The following is a 25,352-nucleotide window of genomic DNA, read 5'->3' as shown; positions in this document are numbered from 1 at the left end:
GTGTCCGCTTTAACACAGCCTGCGAGTATCAGAGAATCGTTACTGACTTGCGCATAAGGCGTGGCTGTCGCTGCACGAGTCGCCGGCCACACAGCGCGCGTACCGCAAGGAGGTCGAGCGCCTGATCCTGTGGGCGATCGTCGAGAGGGGGCGGGCGCTGTCGTCGCTCACCACGGAGGACGCGGTGGCGTACCGCTCGTTCCTGCGCCGACCGACCCCGCGGGAACGCTGGATGGGACCGGTCCGGCCACGCGGCGCGCCTGACTGGCGCCCGTTCTCCGGCGGCCTGTCGGCGCGCTCGGCCGCCCATGCGCTGTCCGTGCTGGGCGCGCTGTTCCGGTGGCTCATCGAGCAGCGGTATCTGCTCGTAAATCCGTTTGCCGGTGTCAAGGTGCGGGGGAGCGCCCGCGCAGGCGTGCTCAACACGTCGCATGTCTTTACTGAAGGGGAATGGCTGCTGATCCGGGCAATTGCCGACGGCCTCGAGTGGTCTTATGGCTGGGGACCGGAGGCGGCACAGCGAATGCGCTTCGTGCTGGACATCGGCTATGCGACGGGTCTGCGCGCGAGCGAACTGGTGGGCGCAACGCTCGGCGATATCGAGACCGACGCACACGGCGACCACTGGCTCAAGGTCGTCGGGAAAGGGCGCAAGGTGGCCAGGGTCGCCTTGCCGCCGCTCGCCCGCACGGCGCTTGATCGTCACCTGGTCGAGCGTCAGCTACCGGTGACGCCCAGCCGCTGGCGACCGGACACGCCGTTGATCGCGAGTCTCGCTGAGGACGCTGCAGTGTGCATCACCAGCGCGCGACTCTGGACCGTGCTGCAGCGGTTCTTTGCCGGAGCCGCCGACCTCGCCGAAGCTGACAGGCCGGCAGTTGCACAAAAACTGAGGCAGGCGAGTCCTCACTGGATGAGGCACACGCACGCCACTCACGCGCTCGCAAAGGGTGCCGATCTGACTACGGTGCGCGACAACCTCCGTCATGCCTCGATCTCGACAACATCCATTTACCTGCATGGCGACGACGTCAGGCGGGCGCGGCAGATCGCTGGCGCGTTTGGGGACAAATGAATGCCGGGACGGTATTGGCGAGCAATGAGATCAACCGGGCCGACGGTCTGTTACCGTTCCGACTTGGTCCGACCAAAAACCCACGTCCTGTTGTTATACCTAGCACAATCGCCGCGTTCAATTGGCATATCGAATGGCGGTGCCGACGCGGTGCCGGGTCGGCTCTGGATCGACGCAAGTATCGCGGTCTCATGTCCCACTGGCGGCTGATCCTCACGCAGAAAGGTAGCGCGTTCGAATTGAGCGTCAGGCGGCTGGTCAGCTTCAATGGAGAGGCGTTCGAATATCTCGTGGCCGACAGTCTTCAAAGCTATGTCACTAGTCTCTGCCGTTCTGCTGGCTTGATTGCCGGTTATAGCAGCCATGGTGGCCTACGAAGATTTGCGAGCCGCCTTGTCGCACCGGCACACTCGCTAGATACCGTTCAGTTATGGCTCGGGCACTCCCATCTCGAACACGTCTAGCTCTATCTGGACGTCACAGCGCATGAACAGCGGGAGAAGATATCGGCGTTCGATCGGTTGGAATGGGACTGAAGAAATCACCTGGCGAGCCGATATCACCGCACGAGGCTTTCGGTGATAGCAATGCTTGCAATTCTCCACCTGATTGCTATCATTGATAGCAATATCACTGGAGGTACTGCAATGGCAAATCTTTTGGTGCGTAACGTGGACGACGCTCTGGTTCAGAGTCTACGCGAGTTGGCGGCTGCGCATGGCCGTAGCGCCGAAGCGGAGCATCGCGAAATACTGGCAAAGGCGCTGCGAAAGCCCAAGCGTAAGAGCTTTGCGGAAGTGTTGACGGGTATTCCGAACGTCGGCGCGGATTCGGATTTTGAACGCATCGATGACGGCGAGGCATCGCGTGTATTTGGTTGATACGAACGTTATCAGCGAGGTCCGAAAGCGTGACCGCTCGAACAAAGGGGTGCGTGCGTTCTTCCGCCAAGCGGTGCGTGACGACAGCGATATTTACTTGTCGGTAGTTACCGTTGCGGAATTGCGCCGCGGCGTTGAACTGATCCGCTACAGGGGCGACACGCAGCAGGCGACAATCCTGGAAGACTGGCTTGTGAGAATCATGGCTGGCTATGCCCAGAACGTTCTGTCAGTGGACGAGGAAATCGGCCAACTATGGGGACGGCTCCGGGTCCCGCATCCGGAGCATGCTTTGGACAAACTGATTGCGGCCACGGCGTTGATTCATGACCTGACCGTTGTTACACGCAACGTCGATGACTTTGCAGGAACAGGGGTCCGGTTGTTGAATCCCTTCGACTAAGCAAAAGCGGCTTGGTTTCACAGTGATCGTTTGCAAAAACGTAGCGTCGGCAAACGCAAACCAATAAAAAAGGATGTGCAGCATGGAATCTTCTTTCATCGCGGATCTGTCAGCGTCAAACATGCACTTGCCCGAAAACGTGCTCACTTTGATGACGAAGCTGATCTCGAAAGGCCACACGAGTGGCGGCGAGAAAATGCTGCTAACGGGCAAAGACTTGACTGATATGGACATCACGGATCAAGAGCTGACGGACGCCCGTGATCTTCAAATCCCTCGTCTCAACTCAAGTATGGACGAAATCAATGCACCTAATCGCGTCACGCCTTTCTTTTCGCAGTTCGAACGCTATCTCGGCTCGGATGACGTGGTGGTGACGCTAGGGTGGAATTTGGTTCCTTGATGCCGACCACTCGGCGCACATCGTCGAGAGGATCGCAAGGCGGACTCATTCTGCAGTGAGTGTTATCAAATCGGAAAAGCGGCCTCGGCCGAGCGACAAGGAAAAAATAGGTATGAAAACCGAAGTCCCAAGCATTGAAGTGGCGGGCTTTCTTTCGCCCGAAATCGAAAACTATCGCTCAAACTTCCGAGTCAAGTATGCTTTGCTGTTGGCGGATTGTGAACGCGCGTCAGCAGTTGCTACGACGCGTTTGCACGCAGTACGATCGGTCGCTCGTGACAAAGCAACTCCGGTTGCAATCGCTCTATGGGCCCGCTGCATAACCGCGTGCCAATCGTCGATTCTTCTCGCGGAACGAGGGTTGGGGCTCGAGGCTCAAATTTTGTTGCGGAGCGCACTCGAAAACTTGTTTCTCTCGGTCGCCCTCGTCAAACAACCCGATGTGTTGGATAAGATGATCGCGAAGCAGAACAAGGAGATGCAAAAGCAGGCGAAAGCGATTTCGCAGCATAAAGACAACTTCGATGCTCTGAATCCGGAGAATCAAGCCAACGTTCAATCCTTCATCGAATCCGCGTCCACGATTGATGGAGATATTTCCGCGCATGGAGCTGCTGAAATCGCGAATCTAGAGTTTTTGTATCACGCGTCATACCGGACACTTTCACTCATTGCTGCGCACCCATCGTTGGCGACTGCGGCACAGTCGTTTGGCGAGTCTCCCTTCGACCTGCGCTTTGGCCCTTCAGATGCGCATCTCGATGAGGTATTTAAGCTGGCTCGAGAATGTCTCTCGATTGGAGATACGGAGATGGCACCGGTGTTGGGCTAGCCGAACGTCTCATACGACCGGCGACAGCGAATCGCTCTGGATGGTTTATTGGGGTGTTGTGATTCCAGCGCAGCTGCCTGCCCATTGCGCGGAGACGCGCCGGTCGGGTAGGGTGGTGACATCGTCAGTTACTCAACGAGGAAAAAATGAACAAGCAGGAACTGGTAGACGCCGTCGCCGCGAAGACCGGAGATAGCACGGTCGCGATGGGCGAGACGATCGACGCGATGATAGCCGCTGTCACCGGTGAGTTGACGAAGGGGAAACTGTGCAGTTGATCGGCTTCGACTCCTTTTCGACGGGCGCCCGCGCCGCGCGGGTTGGCCGCAACCCGGCCACGGGCGCTGAGATCCAGATCCCTGCCGCGAAGACCGTGAACTTCACTGTGGGCAAGGCATTCAAGGATGCCGTCAACGCGTCATGACGAAGGACGTGATCGCGCCCGGCGATTACGCGGGGCTGCATAAAGAAGTAGTCAGCGTTGTTGAGTCGGCGCGGCGCACGGCGGCACGTAACGTCAATGCTGTGATGACCGCCGCCTACTGGGAGATCGGGCGGCGGATCGTCGCCAGTGAGCAGGGCGGCCAGGCGCGCGCCGGCTACGGACAGGCGTTGATCGCCCGGCTCGCGGACGACCTGACCCACCGTTTCGGACGCGGATTCGGCAAGGCCAATCTGGCCAACATGCGTGCCTTCTATTTCGCATGGCCGGCGGCGGAGATTTTCCAGACAGTGTCTGGAAAATCAGCCGTTCCTGAAAATGCCCAGACACCGTCTGGAAAATCGCTGCCGGCGAAGGACGTCGTCGACGGCATGGCAACGGCGCCCGATTACATGGCGCTAGCCACCCGTTTTACGTTGCCGTGGTCCGCTTACGTACGCCTGCTTTCAGTGAAGACGGCGACCGCTCGCGCTTTCTATGAAACAGAGGCGTTGCGCGAAGGCTGGTCGGTGCGCCAGCTCGACCGCCAGATCAGTAGCCAGCTTTACGAACGGCTGGCGCTTTCGCGCAACAAGGCGGCCCTGCTCAGGAAAGCCGCCGATGTCCAGCCGGGTGATCTCCTCACGCCGGAGGAGGCGATTCGCGACCCGTTCGTCCTCGAGTTTCTAGACATCAAGGACGAGTACTCAGAGTCGGATCTTGAGGAGGCGCTGATCCAGCATCTGGCGGATTTCCTGCTAGAGCTAGGCGACGACTTTGCTTTCATCGGCCGGCAGCGCCGCCTGAGAATCGACGACACGTGGTTCAGGGTCGATCTGGTGTTTTTTCATCGACGTCTGAAATGCCTGGTCATTATCGATCTCAAGGTCGGTCGCTTCAGCTACGCTGACGCAGGGCAGATGCATCTCTATCTGAACTATGCGCGCGAGCACTGGATGAAGCCGGGCGAGAATCCGCCTGTCGGTCTGATCCTTTGCGCAGAAAAAGGCGCGGCCGAGGCACACTACGCGCTGGACAACCTACCGAACAAGATTCTCGCGGCAGAGTACCAGACTGTGTTGCCAGATGAGGCGATGATCGTGCAGGAGCTGGAGCGCACTACAGCGGAACTGGAACGGCGTACCGGGGCCGGGTAAAATCTGGTCCCGAGGCCCGACAGATCCCGGTCGTGTGAACGTGAGGCCGCGCATCGGTATACGATATGAGACTTATCAAAGGCTCCATCGAGAACAACGCCGCTGACGCCCTCTACCAAGTAAACGAAGCGTTCTGGGTAGGGCTTGGCATCGAGTAATGCGGTACGCTTCGTGTCCAAACTCCACTACCCCATGCCTGAACAGGCCACCATATTCAATGACCACTCAACTTCGAGGTTCCGAGTCGGAATGTGAAATTCTAATAATGCGCAAACTCCGGGATACGTTGGCAAACGTAAAGCAGAACGTTGGGGCTGATTTTTCCGGGATTGGGATTGTCGTTTGTGATTCGGTGGATGATCTTCCTATCCATCCACTCAGGACCGTAAGCACACCCGCGGAGACCGGCGACTTGGTCTCATTACTGTGTTCTTTCTCGTCGATTCACAGTACATACCACGATGGCTTCCACATTGTGTCAGCGAACTGGAAGCTGATAAAGGTAGCCCAGTACTTTTCGCCACCGATTGTCGCAGACGCCGAGATTGACTGGAGTAGACAGTTCGGCGGGCGATATCTCGCAGCGCTATTCGGGTCAGCTCTCCCTGTTGTTATGGCGACCGGGGTGGCCAGCAACGGTTTCGGCTTGGCTGTTTTTCAAGATGGAAAAGAGGTGCACTTTGAGGGAACGAAATGATAAGCCTTGTGCCGCTGAATCGCTTACTTGTGGCCGTCGCGGTCATCTATGCCGCTACAGTCTGCATTATTAGTGGGCTCATTTGGATGCATTCTGATGAGGCAAGCCTGCTAACTGGTTGGAGAGTTGCACTTGGGGGCGCAACGCTATTAAATATTCTTCTGGTCACGCTGCTGCGCTTCGCTTGGAAGCCGATATGGCAGAGAGTTGCCATCTTGAACAAAGTCTTGTTCCCTAATCTAAACGGCACTTGGAACATGGAAATTCACTGGCACAATCCCGTACAAGGACAGCAAGGTGTCGTGAAAGCAAAGGCCGTGATAAAGCAAACTTTGACAAGCATGAGTATGGAAGTGGTATCACCGGGTTCAGATTCGGAGACACTAATCGCTCATCCGAAAAAGGACCCTGAGTCGGGACGTCCTCAGTTGTTTTACGTCTACCGCGTTGTCCCCAAGAACAAGAACCTCAACTCAGAGAATGAGTATCGCGGGTCTGCTTTACTAAAATTTTCGGATGCGGGACAGGGTGAGCTGAGCGGCAACTACTTTACCGACCGGCTCACTAAGGGGCACTTCTCACTCACAAGAGCAGGCAGCCGGTAGCCAAAGAAGCGTTGTAGCGTTCATATATAAAGGTGTCCCTCGCTTCGACTTGACTACCCACTGGCTCGGTTGGGCATGACAGCATCAAGGCACCTTCATTGAACTTGCCGCGTAGGATGAGCAACCGACATTGGATTACCGCCCGAGCAGGCGGCTATTCGCTGGCGCGATCAAGACGGAAACGGTCCACTTCAGCACGGTTCTTCAACACTATCTGTTGGGCTTCGGGTGTTTCCCCCGCGGTGGCATCAAGACCTAACTGTTTAAGCGTATAGAACAGAAGCGCCTGCCTGCAATTTAGGTCTAGCTGGCCTTGCACCATTCCATAGTCCAATTCCACAACGCGCCGCTTGGCTTCGCTGAGCGCCGGATTGGGAGCAAGCTTCAGCGTGACGGCGGTGTGCCACTCCTCGTCGTCCCCGTGCCCAAGTCCGGCGGCCTCCTCGCCTTCGACCTTCAGTATCCGTGCAATTACGAAATCCAAGAATCGGCTTCTTGTGTGGCAATAGGCCCGAACGTGCCATCGAAAGCCGTCGAAGGCTAGCGCATGGGGTGTCATCACACGGCTATTGGGTTCTGTGCGGGACATCGACTGGTAGCTGATACAAAGACCTTTACCCTCGCGAATAGCGCGTAGCACGGCTGTCAGCACGTCAACGTCGAGCACGCGACTCGGAAGTGGACTTACCGCTATTGACGGCCACCAACCGACGAAAGTTGCGTCTCTGGGTAGTAAACCAGTAGCAGTGGCCAGCAACTCGTTGAGGTACCGAGAAGGATGGCTGACCGGATATTGGGGCGAGAAACGGTTGGTTTTGACGTAGACCCTCGAACTGCGGTCGTATTCCATATTCTCCGGGCGTAGCTCCTGGTACTTAGCGATGTCCGCCGACGCCTGCGGAACGGAGATGCCGAAGAAATCAGTAATGTCACTGCGGTTTAACCGCTCATCCCATTGCAGGCGGAAATCGATAAATTCTAGCCGGCGCTCCTGGCCCCAACGTGAACCGGTTTTGGGCTCGCCCGTAGCAGTCGCGGGATTTTGCTCTCTTTGCGTATTCATGGCCAGAGTGTGCCACAAATAAAATAAGTATACGCGTGTAAAAAATACGCGTATATTTAATTTACGTATATAAATTGGCGCGAGAGCATGGACGAAGCCGACCGGTCGAAGCCGTTTCACATCCTAGCCCTGTCGGGTGGGGGGTATCGCGGGCTTTACACGGCGACGGTCCTGAGTTCATTGGAAAAATCACTTGGGCGGCCACTCGCGAAGCATTTCGACCTGATTTGCGGCACCTCCGCTGGTGGCCTGCTCGCGTTGGGACTCGCAGCAGAGATTCCGGCATCAGAACTTGAGGCAATGTTTGCCAACGACGGAAAGCGAATCTTCGGGGCACGAAGCCTTGTCCGACGTGTGATTGGAAAGTGGATAGTGGCGAAACACTCCGCTGACGGCCTTAGGTCTGTGCTCACTGAGCGGCTCGGCTCTACGACCATCGGCGACTTGAAACATCGGGTTCTCGTTCCGGCGGTCAATTACAGCACGGGCAAAGGTCAGTTCTTCAAGACTCCGCATATGCCTGCATTCGAAACGGACTATCGCCGCACGTTGGTCGATGTCGGTCTCGCGACTGCGGCGGCACCCACCTACTTTCCGCTGCACCGAATCGACGGCGAAGGGGTGTTCGCAGACGGCGGCCTGGTTGGAAACTCTCCAGGATTCTTCGGGCTGCACGAAGCTACGAAGGTTCTCTGCGTCGGGGAGCAGACGCCGGTGCGCGTGCTTTCAGTGGGGACTATGACACTTGGCGCGACCCTTCGGGGTTCTGCCGGGCTCGACCGCGGGATATTCCGGTGGGGCTCGAAAGTGTTCGACCTCGTAATCTCTGCCCAGGAAAGTGCAGTCGACTCCATGCTCACGCATGTCCTCGGGGACTGTTACTACCGTATCGACGACCTTGCGACGCCGGACCAGAGTCGCGACGTTTCCTCGCTCGATGCAGTGACTGCCGGCGCGACCAATGTGCTTAGAGACAGGGGCGCTCAAGCCGCGCGTCGGACACTCGGGGATGCGAGATTTTCAGTTTTTAAATCGCATCTGGCGGCGGCGCCAACGTTCTATCACGGGCCTAACAAAAGCGCGGGAGTTGTCTCATGTTGAACTTGAGTTCGCTGTTCCACTCGACCGTCGAAGCTCCCACGTTGCTCGCCAACATGGACCTTTCGGACAATCGACGCACTTTCATCGCAGAGGCAAAGTCTGCGGTCCGCATGTGTCTGCGGGAAGAGCTGCTCAAGGTCTTGCGTGCGCATGGATATACGGGCCCGGCAGTGCGCCCCAGATTTTTCACGCAGGGCTCATGGGCGTACAAGACCATCAATGCGCCCGCCCAGCATCCACAGCAGGCCGATATTGATGACGGTGCATACCTGCCTCTTAGTTTCGTATCGCAAAAGGTGAGACCGAGCGTCGCCAGCAATATCTTTTTCGCTGCAGCCGAACTCGCGTTACTGCCGCTGGTCAGGCAACGTGGCTGGAAGCTTGTCACGGACAAACCAACTTGCATCCGCATCGAGATAGCTTCTTTTGCGCACGTTGACGTACCGCTGTACGCCATACCTGACGACGAGTTCGAAACACTCCAGAAAGCAGCATCGAGCGTCTACGGCTACCTGTCGCTGGATGCTGCGATGGACCGTGCCGAGCGCGATGCCTGGACGGCTTTGCCGCGCGACCACGTGCTTTTGGCGCACCGCGAAGACGACTGGGTCAAGTCCGACCCCCGGCCGGTGAAGACGTGGTTTCTTGACGAGGTAGAACGGCATGGCGAGCAGTACCGGCGGACGGTTCGATACCTGAAGGGATTTCGTGACTGGCAATGGAGCGCGGGAGGACCTTCTTCCATTCTTCTGATGGCGGCATCAGCCCCGATATTTGAGGCGAGAGACCGGCGCGACGACCTTGCATTGCTCGACGTGGTCGAAAAGTTGCCCACGGCGCTTCGTGAAGGCGTCTGCAACCCTGTCGATGCCAACGAATCGTTGACAGACCGCCTTGGTGCCGAGGGGGTAGAGGATGCTGCTAAAAGGTTCGGGCGCTTGGAGGTCTACCTGCGCGGCGCACTTAACAGCAGCAACTCCAGCCAGGCGTGCACGTGGATAGTCGACCAGTTCGGCCAGAGATTTCCGAACGCTCCACTGCGGGTGAAGGTGACAACAGCGGCAGCTACTGTTCTGGCGGTTCCGGCGAGCGCCGCGGCATCGCCGCTGGTGGGACGGAACCAGGCAGGATGAACGCCGACGACACGAGCGGTGCCCGCATATCCCGTTCGCTTGCGACGCGAGGGTTCACGTACAGGGGGCGAAGCCTCGACAGGTGGTATACGTTCGAAGGTCCGCTGCACGTTGACGGCGTCGACTATCCTGTCAGACTCGACGTCGACCCTATCGGACAGGCATTGCCGCGGATTTCCCTTACTCCGATTCCCGATTCACTCAAGCCGGTCGCCCCTCATGTCTCGGCATCGGGAAGTCTTTGCTACGCTGCGTCGACCTCCATAACCCTCGACGTGTTCGACCAGGGTGGACAGGTTCTTGCCTGCGTTGAGCGGGCGCAGCTTGTCCTCGGGCAAATACTTCGTGGCGAATTGACCGCAGACCTAGAGGAAGAATTTTTTGCGTGCTGGCCAGCGGAAGGCTTTTGCCTTCTCGACTTCGACGAGGGTTCGAATCGACCAGTTCGTGCGGTCGTCCTCAAGAGCGCAGACGGGGCCCGTCCGATGACTGCTGTCACGGACAACGTACCGGCGACTATCGTAAAGCTGACGGCCTGCGGACTGACAGTCGACGAGAATCGCGCTGTAAGCGTGCGTCGCGTCGTGACGGCTGCGGCACCCCGTGCGATGCAAGACCAATGGCCGCCCCGCACGGTAGCGGATTTGTTGCGATGGCAAGCTGCGCTCGACAGGCAGACCCGCAAAAAGCTCGAGACGGTAATTCACGCAGAGGCAAAGACTGGCGCCAACGGAGTACTTTGTGTGGTTGAGTCGCCAAAATTCAAATACGCCTTCGCGGTGGCGTTCGACCGCAAGGCGAAAAAACAAACTCACAAATGCTCACCGTTGCAACTGGCCTACCAGAGCGCCGTGTTGCCAATGGCGTGCTTCCGGATGGACGATGCATACCTTGCGCAGCGGAATACGCCGGGGCGGCGAACGCTTGCCGGTAAGCGAATCGCACTGATTGGATGCGGCACTATAGGTGGATATCTCGCTGAGAGCCTGGCAAAGGCGGGAGCGGGTACCGGTGGTGGCGAACTCGCGCTGGTGGACTTCGACATTCTCCTACCTCAGAACATAGGCCGACACCGGCTCGGGATGAATCACCTATTCCACAGCAAGTCAGCAGCGCTCGCAGAGGAACTGACACGAAGTGCACCCTCGGCCACCTTCCGTCCGTTGCCGGCCGATGCGATGAATGTTGATTTGTCAGCGGTAGATTTCGTGATTGACGCGACAGGCGAGGAAGCTTTGGGACATCTTCTAGCGCAAAGATTGTCCGGCACGGCATTTCGTCCCTCGCTTTCCGTGTGGATTGAAGGGCCCGGGACGGCAGTGCGGGCGCTGCTGCGGGACTCCCCACGCGCTGCATGCGTGCGTTGCCTGAAAACGGTCGACCGAACTCCCATCTATCGCGTCGTTGACGGCGACTTGCCGGCGAGGTTCGCAGGCCATGGATGCGAAAGCCTGTACGTCCCGTTTCCTGCTACTGCCTCCATGCAGGCCGCCTGTCTGGGTGCGGAGATGACGGTCGACTGGATAAACGGAGTCGTCTCTCCTCGGCTTCGAACCCGCGTGCTTGACACTGGCCTTCGGCCTGGTAGTGAAGATGTTGATGCAAAGCGACAAGCCTCCTGCCCGGCATGCAGGACGTAGATTCTTGGGCGACACCTGACCGGCGGGTGATGGTGCTATTTTCGGAAGCCGTCATCGCGACCTTTAACGCCTATCGCCAACTCCTCCCCGGCCAAACGGAAGCGGGCGGCGTATTGCTCGGCAGGCGCCGGGGCAAACATTTCGAAGTTGTGCACGCGACGCAGCCTCTGCGGACGGATAAGCGCACTCGCACATCGTTTGTCCGAGAAAGCTGCGGACATCAGGAACAGGCGATTGAGTTGTGGAAGGCGTCGCGTCGGGAGGTTGGATATTTGGGTGAGTGGCATTCACATCCTGAGACGTGCCCGTCGCCGTCCCGCGTAGATGTCAAGCAGTGGCAGCAGCATTCGCGGGAGACATCGGACGAGTCGCCGCTGCTCGCAGTCATCATCGGAACTGAGCAACTCTACGTCGCACTACTGACACACGGAAATGCGCATGTCCCTTTGGATTGCTTGTTGGCGGATGGCGTACCGAAAAGCGCTAATACTTGAATTTGCGGCCGATGCGAACTATTTAAACCGCATCTCACTGTGTCGGCTTCATGCAGAAGGCGCTCGTTGGACACAGTTGCGCAAACTGTGGGGACTCACCTGCGCTTCCGCAGGTGTAGTCGTCTGCTCGACATCCGCGTATCTGGCGCGTCGGAAGAAGCCGACCGCTGTCGTCAGCAGTCACAACTCGGAGATTTATGACGCCCGCGCCTTTAGCTCGACGTGGACCAGCAGTCTCGTATCGAGTCCCTCCCTTTGGGCTTTTTGACGATAGCCAGCGACCGCAGCAACGCGCTGCGACCAAACCGCTCAAGTCCCACGCTGCCAACAATCTTGTCACGTCGTCCTCCGCGACCGGGAAGTCGACGAGCAAGGCTGCATCGACATCAGTGTCCGTTGGTTCGTTCTAGGCGAACAAAGCTTATAGCATCGAGATGATCACTCCGGGCGGTACGTATGAAGCGCGCAATCTAGCGCACGGAATTGATAACGCTCTCGCCGTCGGAGGCTACAGAAACTCAGACTACGGCCGTAATGTTCTTAAAGGAGTAAATAGTTACTTCTTGCAAGAATAATCCATTCCAAAAGACGGACTAGAAAATGTCGACCACAAACCCACCTGAGATTCCTCCCGAGCAGCGTCCCGTGACCGCCTCGACGAGCCCAGCGAATTCGGTAATGCGGGAACTCGCAGTCGCCATCCTTCCCATCTTCTTCAGCTCTTTTCTGTTTGCTGCAATGCTCGAAACATATAAAGACAATATTTCTTCAAGGAAGGATCTAGTTATCGACTTCTATCGGCCCATGCGCGAAGCGCAAACCGAGTGTCGGTCGGAACAAAATCAGCAATTTCTCAAACACTCGGATCAAGCGAGCACCTTCGCGCTTATGGTTCAAGAGTTCGATCATGTGGCATCTGGTGATCCGCAAACACTATCGCCTGAATACTATGTGCTGCCTACATCACTTCTGAAGGCTACGAACCAGTTAAACACTGAGTCGAATGAGCTAAAAATCAAAGTGGATACATGCACAGCGGCGCTCTATCGGAAATACGAGGAGGTGGCGCTTGCTACCGGGACGTATGATCGCTTCCTGGAGATTGAGAACAAGCGTATCGCCACTGTCAACAAACTTTTGGACGAGCGCTCTAGGTTGGCAAACGCCGTAGCGCAGAATGCAAACCTTCCGTCAGTTATGGACACACTTCGAAAGTCCTTGGGTCCGGAAGCGGAAACTCCGGAGGGCAGACGCGAAATGTCAGGCAAGATTCATGAAATTGGCGACATCACCGTTGAAGGGTTCGAAAAAATATCAAAGAACGAGCAAGATGTGTACAACGTCGATCTTGAGGCGGACACACAACTCATCTCTCTGTTCGCGAATGAGGTCAGTCGCCGATATAAACGCAACTTGTTTTCGATGATTTTTCGGAACTGAGTCTCGAACACCCGCTCGTGTCCGGGGCTCGTCACGCCCTATGCACCGACTTCGCCTAGCGGCTTGGCTCCCAAGGGGAGATCGTTATTCAGACCACTGCCCCGCCAGCTAGCGACCGGTTTGTCGAGCCTGAAGGCGACGCGTGATCAAATCGCGAAGGATCAGGGCATGCAGGTCGCGATCGGCGCAAGACGTTGCTAGCACACGGACTCGTCGACTGATCTGTATTGGCCGCATCCCCGACCAGCCTGTGACAACGAAAGCGGAATTGCGAACAATCTCGCACCGGTATCGGTCGACCCTGGTTTACGGGCTACAGTTGTCGGTTGTCGGTCTGAAGCACGCCTGCAAGGCAATCCGTCATCGAGCGCCACGAAGCCTTCCTCCAGGAACGCGCCCTGATCAGCAAAGCGGGGCGGGGCGCGTCGCGTGTCCTGAGCTTGACAAGATTCTCGATCTTCCAGCGAATGGGCGGCAGGTCGCGTAGATGGTCATACGGCATCAATGACCAGTCGGGTTCAAGTCTTACGAGCGAGGCGAGAAATTGACGGCGCTCCTCGGTCAGCGCCCGCGGAAGGTCATAGTGGAGTCGTGCCTGAACGGTCTGAAGTGCGGCCAGCTCAACCTGGTCAACGGTCATCCCAACGAAGCCGGCTTCGTACTCGTCCTCCAACGAGCGCCGTTTTGCAAACAGTACCTCATGGACCGGGCGGTTATGGTCAGCAACATAGCCGACAGACGCCGTCACGACATCCTGGCGCGGACCATAAGTATCATACATGTGCTGCACATCACAAATATCGCGCGGATGCTGCCGGACCAGTGCCGCAAACGAGATAGGTCGGCGGTTCGCCGAGAGAAAAATTTCCGATTGACGATTCGGAAATCCCATCAAAGATTTTCCACTAGGGGGCAGGAAAAAATTTACGCAAGAAGCGGGAATCCTAGTGCAAACGTGTGTTCGAGGAGGAGCACGACATCCTCTTCTGCGCCTTTGGAGACTGATTCGAGTGGCCGCGTCGACGATCACCACGAAAAACGACCAGAGGTGACCACCGGAGTTAGATGCAGGTCGCATATCGACGACGATGTGTTCGTCGCGCAATTGGTTTTAAGTGCTCTAGCTATGGCAAGATTCTCGCTACACTCAGAAATACCCAGCGCGACAGTTCTTTCTTACATCACTTCGTCATGTCCGCCGACCCGATAACATACTGTCTCGAGCGCATCTCGGATTACAGAGATTTTGAACGACTGAGCTCGGCCATTTTGGCGGGGCTGGGATACCCAGAAATTGATCCGCTTGGTGGGACAGGCGACGAAGGCCGTGATGCCGTCATCCGAAGTGACGGGCAAGGCCGCAAAATCAGCTTCGCCTACACGGTCCGGTCTGACTGGCGTGCAAAGCTCCGTAGCGATTGCAAACGGGTTCATGACACAAATCATGCTCCAGATATCTTCGTGTTCGTTTGTACGGAAGCGTTGTCTGCATCAGACAAGGATTTCGCTCATGAGTTTGTTAGCGGCACGTACGGTTGGACGCTCAACCTGTTTGACCTTGAGCGACTACGCGTGCAACTCGTTGGTCCACAGCGTCATCTGATAGCGCAGCACCCGAGCATCTTCGCGCCCCCTTTCTTTCCGCAACGCGGTGGCGAATCAATCGCTGAAAGCCGCGATACCTTGCTGATTGATCATGTGAAGGAAGATCACGCTCTTGCCACCTGGCTGGCCCGCCGTTTGACACTTGCGGGATATCGGACGTGGTGCCACGGGACCGCGCCTCTTGTAGGTGAGCACGCCGACGATACTGTCCAACAGTTGCTTGAGGCTCGCACGCTCCAGTATCTGCCCGTGGTTTCGACTGCCAGTCTGTCGGATAGCATCTTTGCCGAACGATGCACGATCGCTTCGAGCAAGTCGGACTTCGTGCTTCCTTGCACTGTAGCCGTTGCTTCAGATGCACGCGTGCCTTCGCGGCTGGCAAGATTGGTCCCGGCCACCTTCGCTGGCTCATGGATCGTCGGGCTGAACCAGGTTCTTGCCCGGCTGAGTACGCTGGGAGTCAAGCCAACGCTGGACCGCGATCGAGGGCGCCAGATCGCTCTTCGTGATTACCTGCCGACGCGGGTGACGATAGCGAAGCCTGAGCCAGTCTATGCGAACGTGTTTCCCCTTCAGCTTCCGGAGTCGATGCTTGTTTTCGACCTTAGAAGGCCGCTTACGGAAGAACAGGCCAACGATCTGCGTGCTCGGTGGGCATATGTCGAGCTAAGCTCGACCCGGCTTGTTGCTTTCACACAGCCCCCGGAGAACGCCATCTCCGCCATAAAGGTGGCCCGTACGCCGGAGTTCCTGTGGCAACACGTGAAGGAGCAAAACGGCAAACGAACCCAAGATCTTGTGAAGGAACTTGCCTGGCGTAGTCTGCAGGTGGTGTGCGCGCAGAAAGGGCTAAAACTATGCTTGGACCGCAAGGTCTTTTATTTTCCCGACCGCGAATCAGGTGTGTGGAACCAGGCTATACGTCACGTCGACGGGCGCGCGACAAATGTGCAGCTTACGGGCGAGCGCACAAAAGGATGGGGGGACCGTGCGTCACGGTTCCTCTACCAGCTAGCACCGATTTTTCGTCCACAGCTTGACATTGATGGGTCGTGGAACGTGGTCGTCAAGGTTTATGTTCGTGTCACGACACTCGAAGGCGAATTGTTCGAGGGATTGGAGATCGGTCGGCGTCGCAAGGTCGTGACAAGGTCGTGGTGGAATCAGCAATGGCTCGCACGCATGCTGGGCGTCGTTCAGGGGCTTGAGACCTCGCCCGGTCAGGTCATGTTAGGTGAAGGGAAGCGGGCAGTAATTATGCAGACCCGGCCGCTCAGTTGGGTGTGTCCGATAGGGCTCGATGTGTTGGCACTGTCCGGCTTGTCGGATATTGGAGAGGAGATCGCTCAATACCGCGAGCGACTAGACGATGATGACGATGACGACGAGGGTGATGCGTCAACCTCGACCAAAGGAGCTCCTGCGCCATGACTGATGTATTTCACTTCCTTGGCGAGCCTCTGCTTCAATTCGGCCATGGCCAAACGGCCGAAGACCCGCATGATGGTCTCGCACTCTTTGGCCCAGCCGAGCCGCGCACGCAATTGCCCGACCACATTGTCATCGGCACGCCTCAAGGAGTCGAACTCTGGAATGATTGGTGCGCTGCATTGAATTCCCCCGCAGCCTGTGTTGATCCCGCGCGCCACCGGGCGTGGCCTCCATTTCCAGGGTTTGACGTTGCGTTCGGCGCACGGTGGCCGAATCCTGTCCGGCGCTACCTCGTAGACGCTGACAGTCTGTCGGACGCCTCGCGTAAGGCTGACAAATACGAACGCGCTTATGCGGTGGCGGGACTGTATATTGAGCCAACCGATCGGCTTTCGAAGCTCGACGCGAGGCCGGCGCTCGCGGTCTGTGTGGTCCCCGACGAGGTGTACGAAAACTGCCGACCAAAATCATCCGTTGCGTTAGCGAAGCGTAGCGATAGCGCACGCAGCAAACAGGAGGAGAAGTTTCTCAAAAAAGCCATCGACGATCGTAACAGCGGTCAGGTCCGCATGTTCGACGACGAAGATCCGGCCGTTCTTGAGGTGTTGGAAGAAATGGGCGAATTCGAAGAGGCTCGCGGCTTGTCACCCGACTTTCGGCGTCAGTTGAAGGCGAGAATGATGGCGCACGAGTTGCCGGTTCAGATCATCAAGGAGTCGACGCTGCGAATCGTGCCATCGGTCCGCAATGGTGAGCCAGGCACCAATCCTCTGTCGGACAGGCTATGGAACTTTGGAACGGCAGTTTTCTATAAATGTGGCGCCAAACCGTGGAAGACACCATGGGCGCGGGAAGGCGTGTGCTACGTTGGCCTTGCATACAAGCTGACGGAGGACGGTCGTAACGCATGTTGTGCCGCCCAGATGTTTCTTGACAGCGGAGATGGTGTAGTTTTCGTCGGAGAGTTCGGCCCGTGGTACTCAAAAGAGCGCGGCGAATTTCATCTGCCACCCGACAAGGCGGAGGCACTACTTCGCGGCACAATCGAAACGTATAAGCAGGAGGATGGACGTACTCTGAAGGAGATCTTCCTGCATACCCGCTCGGGCATCGACGTGGAAGAACACGCTGGCTTTCTCCGCGCGTGCCCGCCAGGCGTCAAGCTGACGGTAATACGCGTCCGTCAGGACCGCGGCGGCCTGCGACTCTATCGATACGACGAACACCCAAACGTGACGAAGCGCGGTCAGCATCCCGTTCAACGTGGGGTGTTCTGGCAACGGTCAGAGCGATACGGGCTACTGTTCACGAATGGTTTTAAGCCGCGGATCGCAACCTACGATGGGTTCGAGGTGCCTGTTCCATTGGCGATCAGCATTCAGCACGGCGACGCCGATATTGTGCAGGTTGCCAAAGACATCCTGGGCCTTACGAAGCTAAACTACAACGCCTGCCAGCTCGGCGAAGGTCAGCCCATCACCGTCAAGTACTCTGACAGGGTCGGCGAGATTCTACTCGCCAATCCGGGACTACCTCCCGAAAAATGGCGACACAATTTCAAGTACTACGCGTAGAGCACGATGGTGTGACGATTTTTTTTGAGGTTCGATGGGCCTCGACCTAGACATGAAGACACGATGCGTATCGACCCGACGGTGTATTCGATGGGAAGTACAATGGGAATGACGATCAGGGGTTTGTGCATGTCAACGTTACGCCCGATGGCACGGTGACGGGTGCAGCGCACTGCCGCTGCCGTCGGTTGCCAGTCCACGCTTTCCGATGGAAGTCGCACATGACCATCGCAAAGTGCCTAATACACCGTTCCGATAGCATGTTGGTCGCCGAGCGTCACAGGCCGCTCTGCACTCTGCTACCGTCAGTTTTGGCGTCAAAATGACGAATACCCCGAGTACCGAAGGCCGACGAACACGAGAAGCGTCATGGGTGTCACGACATCCGAAGAGATTGCTTGACGCGTCGCATTAACGAAGTGCAAAGAGGGGGATGCTGCTGGCGAGCGCTATGTCAACGCGCCCACAGGTAATAGTTAAGCAATGGTGCGGTCACGGAGAGGGCGAGACCAGTCTTATGCTGAGAATGCAGTAGTCCTGATGCAGGGCTTGAGCCGATACAGCACAGGGTTCCAAAGTCGATGTCATCGATGTGACTTCGACCATGCATTCGCGCCCCGTGAAAGCGCCACTGGAAACATCGAACTCTTGTAACGTCAGTCGGTCTCCGACGTGGAAATCTCTGTCATTCTTTCTTAACTCATGCGTCCTGGATCCGCGCACAATAGCTTCAAAGAAACGCGGCCAGCTCTTGAGCGTATGTGTGGTGTTAGGCATTGTTATTCCAGTGCTACGAATTCGCTGTAGTCGAAATTCATTTGAAATGGACCGCCGGTCATTGGTGGGACGATCGAAGTTACCTCCTCGAGTAACCTCTTAGCCGTAGCATCGAACAACGGGTGAGAGTTAGTTTCGGCGACAATCTTGTTCGGGGCAAACAGCACCGGAGGTGCCATATTGCTTAGGCGTTGAAGGCGACTCTCACTCAATACTTGTAGCCCGCTGACAAATCCGTCCGCCATTGTGACGATGCCAGACAGTACCTTGTTGTTGATAAAGTAGCCTGGCTGTTGGCTGTCGATATAGATAACTCCGACGACTGACGAGGGCGGAGTGTGTCTGTTGGGCTCGGGCGGCTCGACGATGGGAATTGCCAATACGAAGGTGACGGATGGCGACATGTCCCGACTCGCCTCGTTAAGAGCTCTAGCAGGCGACTTCATATAAAGTCGTAATTCGGTCGGTGATACTTTTTTGCGTGACCGGATAATTTGTCGAGTACCGAAGGCTAAGCCTATTGTCCCGACATGGGTCGGAAATGTACGCGCAACGCCGGATTTGTCTGCGTGAGACAACGCCACGCCCTGATAGTCGCACGCCTGCTGCAGAACCTCTCGTCCGCCGAACGATACGACCCGATGCAGAACAACTCTGAGTCTGAAATCGCTCGAATGACCCGCGGCGAGTACTCCAGATAGACTCGCGCAGAAGGCTGTCGCCATGAGTGCTGTCGGTCCCGGCAAGTACTCTTTCTTCCACGACGATTTTGTCGTTTCCGGAAGATGAACTGCATCAAGCTCTCGCCCAGGAAAACCGAAGTATCCGCCACGCCAAGCGGGGGCGTGAGGCTGAAGAAAGTAATTTGCATCTTTCTCCGTGCGCGCGCTCGAGATCAGTTTGTAAAGATACTCAGACAGAACGTCCTTCAGCATTTCATCCCGACGAGTCCCATGACGGCGCACAACTCGCTCAGCGATGAGTTCGCTGTCGCGCTCCAATTCATCAGTTCCCCGAGAGGATGGGAAAAACCCCCCGCACTTGTAAAGAAGGTAAACCAATACGCGATTTTGGAAGGAAATTCTGCGTGTGGCCGGATCAAACAGCTCAGAGAACTTTTTGACCTGAAGGCTGAGTATGACCTCGGTGTCGCGACGTAGCCTTCGCGACATCCGGTCGCGTACGGTAGCAAATTCGTCGGGGTGTCGATCGCTAAGAACTTCGAGGGCGTTGAACAAGCCCGGTGCCGCATTTAAACCAGTGTGCAGAGCTTGAATCTCTTGCAACGCATCCACAAGTTGCTTTTTACCTTCAAATATCTCTCCAAGAATGCGGTCTTGTCGAAATTGGGAAACGCGCAGGCGCAAGAGATCCATCATGGCACCGTCGCCTTGACCAGATACGACATACGTGTGGCGCTGGCTGTCCAGACTTGGCTGCGCGTATGTTTCATTGCGCCAGTAAGACTGCTCCGTGTCTCGCTCGGTACCAAATCCGACGGCGAGCAACACAATGTCAAACTCTTCGGAGCTTCCCGTTGTCACAGTGTGGTAAGTCGCCGAAGGCGAGCCGTTCAACGGCACTGCCGTGATTCCATCTTCTGGACTACGCTGTTCGCCTACCCATTCAATACGAAGTTGATTCCGATCTGTGCCAGTCTCGTGCACTTGAACATGGCGTGCATTGCAATACAGTCGAAACTTGTTCTCAGAAGTACCGTGCCATTCTCTATACGTTGCTTTCCATTCTCCGAGAATCTGGACGACAACGTCGGATGCGCGTGCTGCCGTCCAGTTCAAGACGGGAAGCAGGGCAGCGCCCGACAGGCTTCCAACCTTGGGCCAGTCATAGATATGGGGGTGTAACCACCGGGAATCGCTTCCCTGCTGTAGGGGAAGGAGCGTATCGCGTTGCTCAAAAAGCGTGATGTCGGCGTTGATTCCCTTGCGCAATAGGCCTGCTGCAGCCGTAAGGCCGGCAAATCCGCCGCCGACGATTGCAACTCGTTGAGGGCGACCAGCGGGACCAGCGACGTTTGATTGGCGGTGGTATTGGAGGAAGTCCTGCTCCACCAACGCCCACACCAGATTTAGCGCTCGAACTTGTTGGTCTAGAACGGTAACGCCGGCGTCGAAGGTACCGATCAGAAATATGTTCTGGCCTGGCACCTTATAACGCTTGAGCAAATCCTCGGAATTAAGATCGTCAGTGCTCACGTCGCCTCCGCGAGCCACTGATCGATCTGCCGATGGATCTCCGATACGTCCGGACTCTCTCCCACGTGAAGCACCTTCTCGCTTGGAAGGAGACCCACCAACTGCCTCAGCCGCTGGGTGGCAACGCTGATGTCTTCATCCGAAATGTTCTCGTTCGCTCGGTTTCTTGCTCGCTGACGGCCAACGACGGTCGTTGCTGGCAGATTGAGATAAAGATACCCTACGGGACCGCCGTATGCACGCGTGAGCGATTCGCGAATCGCGCGATAGACAGCGAGCTCTTCATCGGCTTGTCGCAAGCTTGCCCACAGATCGTCTGTAACGAAGGACCAATCACAAATCCCTAGTCTCGTCGCATCATCGTTGAGATCGGAGGCGACTAAGTAGTGATGTTGCAGCAAAAAGGAGACGTCGTACGCGAGGGCGCCAACCGCCATATTTGCCGCAGGGTTGTGCCAGAAGATATTGTGCTCGTGCTGCTCAAGCAGAAGAGAAACACCCTCTTTTCGAAGGCTGCTTGCCAATGTCGTCTTGCCCGCGCCGAACGCTCCGAGGACTTCCACTCTCGGGGCAAATTTGCGACCGCTTTCTGGCTGCCGATTCAGGGTCACCACCGGAGTACATCTCCTCGTTTCTGCGATTCCGCACGCATGTCTGCGTGTAAGTCGGCAATATGCGCTGCGGACTCAAAGTGCGACGATTTTTGCTTGGCGGGAAAGATCAACACACTTTCATCGCCGAGGGAAAGTGGTACCGAAAGATCTCTTCCGGGATAGACGGCTTGGGGCTGTCGATGCCCCAGAGGCAACTGGCGAGATTATATCGGATCACGACTTTTCCGGGACCGATGATCTGGAGGAAGCGGCAGCTTGCGGCCGGCCGCTGCGCGCATGTGGCAAGAGCAGGGCCCTTCGCGCGTTGGCGTTCGTCGACCGAACGAGTTCGCTGGACTTTTCCGCGATTTGGTTCCGTCCCAATCATTGTTGTTGCACGAAGAGGGCTAAGTCATCTGACTATGTCTCTTGCGGTCGTGATCCTTGGCAGCGTTGTGTGCTTGCGGCGCACAGTTCAGCGATGATGGTTAGGAACGAAGGCGCGGGGGATAAGTTTCCTCGCCGCCTGATGCTCGACCACTATCGGGTACGGTCGCCGGCGAAGGGCGAGAACTCGGAGACGGTTTTTGATGCGTGTCGGGTTGATCGGGCCGCAGCAGATCGGGTATTTCGCGCGCGACCCGTCATTCTCTTGCCTTTCGTTTCCGAAAGAAATGCCAACTTGGGGCGCGGCGACTGGTCAGCTTGACATGGTGTCAGCGGCCAGCGCTCCACGCCTATCAAAGGCCGAAAACGAGCCGATGGGTGCTACTCTCCAGCCTGTGGATATCTTCCAATCAAGCACTTCAACCGGGCGACGACATGAGTGAACTGACGGTTGGTGATCTGAAACGCCAGTTAGAGGAGTTGGGCGACGATGTAAAAATCTCGTTTGCCGACGGGCTGACATTTTATCGTCTGAAACGGTGGGGGAGACTAGGACTTGATTGTCGAGTTCAATGAGGCACAATCAGGTTCAGTGGCACCTCCGCCAAAGTAAGCGGCCCGTTGTGGCCTGTTTACGTTCCTTGGCACAGAGACGAGGGGCGCGTTATGCGAAGCGCATAACGCGCGAACTTGTTGCGTTGGACGACACACTTGTACAACGCTTTTCGTGGGAGAATCGAGCGCAGCGAATACTCGAATCAAGAAAAAAATGAGCGCTCAACCACTCTCTACGCGCATTCCCATCCAAGTCGTCACAGACGCCCATTCCAACCAATCGCTACCAAAGCTAAAGTCGAGAATTACTGAAGAACTGGTAATCGCTTTGGTCGGACCTGTTGGATCTGGTTGCACAACAGCGGGCGAGCTAATTGGAACGATTCTGGAGAATGACTACGGCTACAACGTCAGCTACTACCGATTGAGTTCCTTTATCGCTTCGCATGCGTCTGTGGTCGGCGAAAAAATCAACCAAGGAGTAGACGCTGCTGACCGTATCACGGAACTCCAACGAATCGGGGATCGCCTTCGTGAAGAGTGCGGACACGGGTATCTTGCAGCCAAGGCAGTTGAAGCTATAGCTGCCGAGCGAGAGCAAGACGGTTTTGGGAAGAGCGCCGACGGAGGAGAGGTGCCGCTGAGTCTGCGCCGGGTACATATAATCGACTCTTTGAAGAATCCTGAGGAACTTACCCTTCTCCGTGACACATATGGAGAAATGTTCTGGCTGTTCGGTGTTTTTGCTCCGGAATCCGTAAGAAAGGAACGTCTCGAGCACGACCGTAGGCTGGGCAGAGACGACCTCCAGGCGATCATAAACAGAGACTACAGGGAAGCTCACCAATATGGGCAAAACGTACGAGACGTTTTCCATGAAGCCGACTTCTTTGTTCGAAATGACAAAGCCAATAACCAAACATTACGAGCGGCGCTGACGAGGTATGTCGAGATATTATTTGGATACCCTGTACATACACCGATCAGCGACGAATCATCGATGGCTGCGGCGCATGCGGAAGGCTCCAAGTCAGCCTGTCTGTCGCGGCAAGTCGGTGCGGCGATCGTCAGCCCTGCGGGCGAATTGATAGGACTGGGGCGCAACGACGTGCCCAAATTTACCGGCGGCCTGTATAGCGAAGACGACAGCGAAAACGATCACCGGTGCTTCAAGTGGAGTGGTCATTGCTGTCACAACGATGACAAGAAGAGCCGCTTGTACCAACAGATCGCCGAGAAGCTTCTGGAACGGCAATTGATCAGTAGCCCCGCGCTGTTTGGCAACGTGATCGAGGCACTTAAGGAAACCGATGTGCGCTCCCTTATCGAATATTCGCGTGCGGTTCACGCCGAAATGGACGCTATCGTTTCCGTGGCGCGTGCCAACAAGGCGGGCTTGGCTGGAGGTACGTTGTATGCCACGACGTTCCCTTGCCATTCTTGCGCGCGGCATATTGTGGCCAGTGGAATTACTCGTGTCCTGTACATTGAGCCATACCCTAAGAGCTTGGCTCTGGATCTTCATCGCGACGCAATATCGGATGACGAGTCCCAAGCCTCGAAGAAGGTGCTCTTCCTTCAGTATTCGGGGGTCGCACCGAAAAACATGTTGACGTTTTTCAGCACGAGATTGACACGTAAGTCTGAGGATGGAAAACTACGCACGTTGGACAGACGCACTGCAAGGCCATTGGTTGCCGTATCGTTGGACGACGTCCCGACTCACGAACGAATGGTTATCGCGGAGTATGCACAAAATGAAAGAAAGGCAGCGGGTGCAAAGCAAGCAACTCTCTTTGGATCTGAGACAACCTGAAGCGTTGCGAATCGTCGCTGTTACCCAATCGCCGCGGACAGTGGTCCCGTTTCCCCAGCGTTCGCCCACGACCGGTTTTCAGGATCGGGTGATCGAAAAGCTCATGCGGACCAAGGTTGTTGTCACGGATTAAAATCAGGGTCGCATGAATACATTGGGCGTGCGAGCGTTGGTTTGCTTGTTTTTGTTCTCGCGGATGGGGCACCAGACTCGGCGTGGTGGTTGACCGGGAACAAAATTGCTTCCAAAAGTTGTACAGAGAGTTGTTTCAAAGACGAGTGGCCCTCGCAACCTTCCAGTCTTCCCATGCAGCGAAGACTTCAGAATCAGTGACTCGGAAATCCCGTCAACGATCGCCGCACAATTTGTGCAGCAGACTGCTGCACAATGATTTCCCTCGGGGGGCCAGGAGCGAATTTATGCAAATCAGCGAGACCTCCCGCCAGACTAAGCTCGCGCGGATAAATTTGACATAACATAATTTATCAATATTTGAACGATCGTGCTTTTTTGTATTTATCAGACGTATACCGCCGCAAAACGCATCGCCAGCCAAAGGTCGGCTACCGGGTCACGAAGTCGTTGACGCCCAGCCGCAGTGGCTCATTGGGCTGCGCAAGCAACTTTCGTTGGGCGACCGCGACAATGCGGTTGCGACCGTTTTCGAACGTCTTCAGCGTGCATGTCTCGTCGACGCCGCACGGTAGCCAGAAACATTCTTCAAGTGCGTCACGTGCAATGGCGGCTTCAACCTCGCGGCCGCGAATCGGCAGCGTGAAAATCACAGTGCGTCCGTCCGGCGAGACGGCGGGCACACCATCAAGCATTTCCATGGTGAACCTCGTCCGTAGCATTCGCGGTCCCTTATGTGTTTTGCATTACGCCACGCTGGGATCAATCTACCAGAAGCTGGAAGTGGCACGAGCACTGTCGGACAGGGTGCTTCAGCGAATGTCCATCGCCCTCGATGACGGGCCATCCTGAGATAGGGTCACCAGACCGCCCCCTCGCACTTGTCAGCCAAGGGTTTTCAGTTGTGGTCAGGTGATGCGG

At 56.4% G+C, this 25,352-nt stretch carries 21 protein-coding genes and 2 pseudogenes; 17 read left to right on the top strand and 6 right to left on the bottom strand.

Features of this window, described 5'->3' with window-relative positions:
• Window positions 1–49 precede the first annotated feature (49 nt).
• The 8 genes and pseudogenes from ACFSNN_RS31630 to ACFSNN_RS31595 form a co-directional block, all read left to right on the top strand.
• Window positions 50–1,075: pseudogene (locus ACFSNN_RS31630) on the top strand (tyrosine-type recombinase/integrase); the annotation flags it as partial.
• Window positions 1,076–1,722: 647 nt separating this feature from the next.
• Window positions 1,723–1,956 (top strand): FitA-like ribbon-helix-helix domain-containing protein, encoded by a 234-nt coding sequence (locus ACFSNN_RS31625; protein WP_134466418.1) that lies wholly within the window; start codon window positions 1,723–1,725, stop codon window positions 1,954–1,956.
• Window positions 1,943–2,359, top strand: coding sequence for a type II toxin-antitoxin system VapC family toxin (locus tag ACFSNN_RS31620; protein ID WP_134465868.1), 417 nt, complete (start codon window positions 1,943–1,945; stop codon window positions 2,357–2,359). Before ACFSNN_RS31625 ends, ACFSNN_RS31620 begins: the two co-directional genes overlap by 14 nt.
• 82 nt (window positions 2,360–2,441) lie before the next feature.
• Window positions 2,442–2,762, top strand: coding sequence for a hypothetical protein (locus ACFSNN_RS31615; RefSeq protein WP_134465869.1), 321 nt, complete (start codon window positions 2,442–2,444; stop codon window positions 2,760–2,762).
• A 112-nt stretch (window positions 2,763–2,874) separates the two neighbouring features.
• A complete protein-coding gene (locus tag ACFSNN_RS31610; protein ID WP_134465870.1) occupies window positions 2,875–3,594 on the top strand; it encodes a DUF5677 domain-containing protein in 720 nt (239 codons plus the stop codon).
• A gap of 146 nt (window positions 3,595–3,740) precedes the next feature.
• Window positions 3,741–4,018, top strand: a pseudogene (locus ACFSNN_RS31605) (HU family DNA-binding protein).
• Window positions 4,015–5,172 carry a PDDEXK nuclease domain-containing protein gene (locus ACFSNN_RS31600; protein WP_134465871.1) on the top strand — a complete coding sequence of 386 codons (1,158 nt, stop codon included), beginning with the start codon at window positions 4,015–4,017 and terminating at the stop codon, window positions 5,170–5,172. Before ACFSNN_RS31605 ends, ACFSNN_RS31600 begins: the two are co-directional and overlap by 4 nt.
• 693 nt (window positions 5,173–5,865) lie before the next feature.
• Window positions 5,866–6,474: a Cap15 family cyclic dinucleotide receptor domain-containing protein gene (locus ACFSNN_RS31595; protein WP_134465872.1), complete on the top strand. Its 609-nt coding sequence runs from the start codon at window positions 5,866–5,868 to the stop codon at window positions 6,472–6,474.
• A 154-nt stretch (window positions 6,475–6,628) separates the two neighbouring features.
• Here the strand turns inward: ACFSNN_RS31595 and ACFSNN_RS31590 are convergent, their stop codons facing one another.
• Entirely contained in the window at window positions 6,629–7,537 is a 909-nt protein-coding gene (locus tag ACFSNN_RS31590; protein ID WP_134465873.1) for a helix-turn-helix transcriptional regulator, read from the bottom strand.
• Between the two features lie 87 nt (window positions 7,538–7,624).
• On the opposite strand from ACFSNN_RS31590, the gene ACFSNN_RS31585 reads away from it, so the two are divergent.
• From ACFSNN_RS31585 to ACFSNN_RS31565, 5 genes are all read left to right on the top strand, one after another.
• The gene (locus ACFSNN_RS31585) at window positions 7,625–8,638 is read left to right on the top strand and encodes a CBASS cGAMP-activated phospholipase (RefSeq protein ID WP_134465874.1); all 1,014 of its coding nucleotides are present in this window, start codon (window positions 7,625–7,627) and stop codon (window positions 8,636–8,638) included.
• Window positions 8,632–9,771: a CBASS cGAMP synthase gene (locus tag ACFSNN_RS31580; protein WP_134465875.1), complete on the top strand. Its 1,140-nt coding sequence runs from the start codon at window positions 8,632–8,634 to the stop codon at window positions 9,769–9,771. Before ACFSNN_RS31585 ends, ACFSNN_RS31580 begins: the two co-directional genes overlap by 7 nt.
• Entirely contained in the window at window positions 9,768–11,411 is a 1,644-nt protein-coding gene (locus tag ACFSNN_RS31575; protein WP_134465876.1) for a ThiF family adenylyltransferase, read from the top strand. The genes ACFSNN_RS31580 and ACFSNN_RS31575 overlap by 4 nt, the downstream gene beginning before the upstream one ends.
• A complete protein-coding gene (locus ACFSNN_RS31570; protein ID WP_134465877.1) occupies window positions 11,399–11,905 on the top strand; it encodes a Mov34/MPN/PAD-1 family protein in 507 nt (168 codons plus the stop codon). Before ACFSNN_RS31575 ends, ACFSNN_RS31570 begins: the two co-directional genes overlap by 13 nt.
• Before the next feature lie 600 nt (window positions 11,906–12,505).
• Complete coding sequence (locus tag ACFSNN_RS31565) at window positions 12,506–13,345, top strand: hypothetical protein (RefSeq protein ID WP_134465878.1); 840 nt, start codon at window positions 12,506–12,508, stop codon at window positions 13,343–13,345.
• A 313-nt stretch (window positions 13,346–13,658) separates the two neighbouring features.
• On the opposite strand, the gene ACFSNN_RS31560 is transcribed toward ACFSNN_RS31565, so the two are convergent.
• Window positions 13,659–14,237, bottom strand: a complete 579-nt coding sequence (locus ACFSNN_RS31560) for a nucleotidyl transferase AbiEii/AbiGii toxin family protein (protein ID WP_166799432.1) — start codon at window positions 14,235–14,237, stop codon at window positions 13,659–13,661.
• A 299-nt stretch (window positions 14,238–14,536) separates the two neighbouring features.
• Here ACFSNN_RS31560 and ACFSNN_RS31555 point away from each other — a divergent pair, with 299 nt between their 5' ends.
• Both ACFSNN_RS31555 and ACFSNN_RS31550 read left to right on the top strand, forming a co-directional pair.
• Window positions 14,537–16,381 (top strand): hypothetical protein, encoded by a 1,845-nt coding sequence (locus ACFSNN_RS31555; protein ID WP_134465880.1) that lies wholly within the window; start codon window positions 14,537–14,539, stop codon window positions 16,379–16,381.
• Window positions 16,378–17,955: an argonaute/piwi family protein gene (locus ACFSNN_RS31550; RefSeq protein WP_134465881.1), complete on the top strand. Its 1,578-nt coding sequence runs from the start codon at window positions 16,378–16,380 to the stop codon at window positions 17,953–17,955. The genes ACFSNN_RS31555 and ACFSNN_RS31550 overlap by 4 nt, the downstream gene beginning before the upstream one ends.
• Window positions 17,956–18,447: 492 nt before the next feature.
• On the opposite strand, the gene ACFSNN_RS31545 is transcribed toward ACFSNN_RS31550, so the two are convergent.
• Genes ACFSNN_RS31545 through ACFSNN_RS31535 form a run of 3 tightly spaced genes read right to left on the bottom strand, consistent with a single transcriptional unit; the run spans window position 18,448 to window position 21,562 of the window.
• Window positions 18,448–18,732, bottom strand: a complete 285-nt coding sequence (locus ACFSNN_RS31545; RefSeq protein ID WP_134465882.1) for a DUF3850 domain-containing protein — start codon at window positions 18,730–18,732, stop codon at window positions 18,448–18,450.
• 2 nt (window positions 18,733–18,734) lie between these two features.
• Window positions 18,735–20,948, bottom strand: a complete 2,214-nt coding sequence (locus ACFSNN_RS31540) for an FAD-dependent monooxygenase (protein WP_166799433.1) — start codon at window positions 20,946–20,948, stop codon at window positions 18,735–18,737.
• Window positions 20,945–21,562, bottom strand: coding sequence for a nucleoside/nucleotide kinase family protein (locus ACFSNN_RS31535; RefSeq protein ID WP_166799434.1), 618 nt, complete (start codon window positions 21,560–21,562; stop codon window positions 20,945–20,947). Before ACFSNN_RS31535 ends, ACFSNN_RS31540 begins: the two co-directional genes overlap by 4 nt.
• A gap of 801 nt (window positions 21,563–22,363) precedes the next feature.
• Between ACFSNN_RS31535 and ACFSNN_RS31530 the strand changes: the two genes are divergently transcribed.
• Together ACFSNN_RS31530 and ACFSNN_RS31525 are read left to right on the top strand one after the other, a co-directional pair.
• On the top strand, window positions 22,364–22,504 hold the full coding sequence (locus ACFSNN_RS31530) for a hypothetical protein (RefSeq protein WP_166799435.1): 141 nt from the start codon (window positions 22,364–22,366) through the stop codon (window positions 22,502–22,504).
• 193 nt (window positions 22,505–22,697) lie between these two features.
• On the top strand, window positions 22,698–24,299 hold the full coding sequence (locus ACFSNN_RS31525) for an anti-phage dCTP deaminase (protein ID WP_134465885.1): 1,602 nt from the start codon (window positions 22,698–22,700) through the stop codon (window positions 24,297–24,299).
• A 563-nt stretch (window positions 24,300–24,862) separates the two neighbouring features.
• Here the strand turns inward: ACFSNN_RS31525 and ACFSNN_RS31520 are convergent.
• Entirely contained in the window at window positions 24,863–25,132 is a 270-nt protein-coding gene (locus tag ACFSNN_RS31520) for a DUF1488 family protein (RefSeq protein ID WP_134465886.1), read from the bottom strand.
• Window positions 25,133–25,352: the final 220 nt, after the last annotated feature.

The organism is Paraburkholderia dipogonis, from assembly GCF_042680985.1.
Lineage (GTDB): Bacteria > Pseudomonadota > Gammaproteobacteria > Burkholderiales > Burkholderiaceae > Paraburkholderia > Paraburkholderia phytofirmans.
This window is presented reverse-complemented; position numbering and strand designations above follow the sequence as displayed.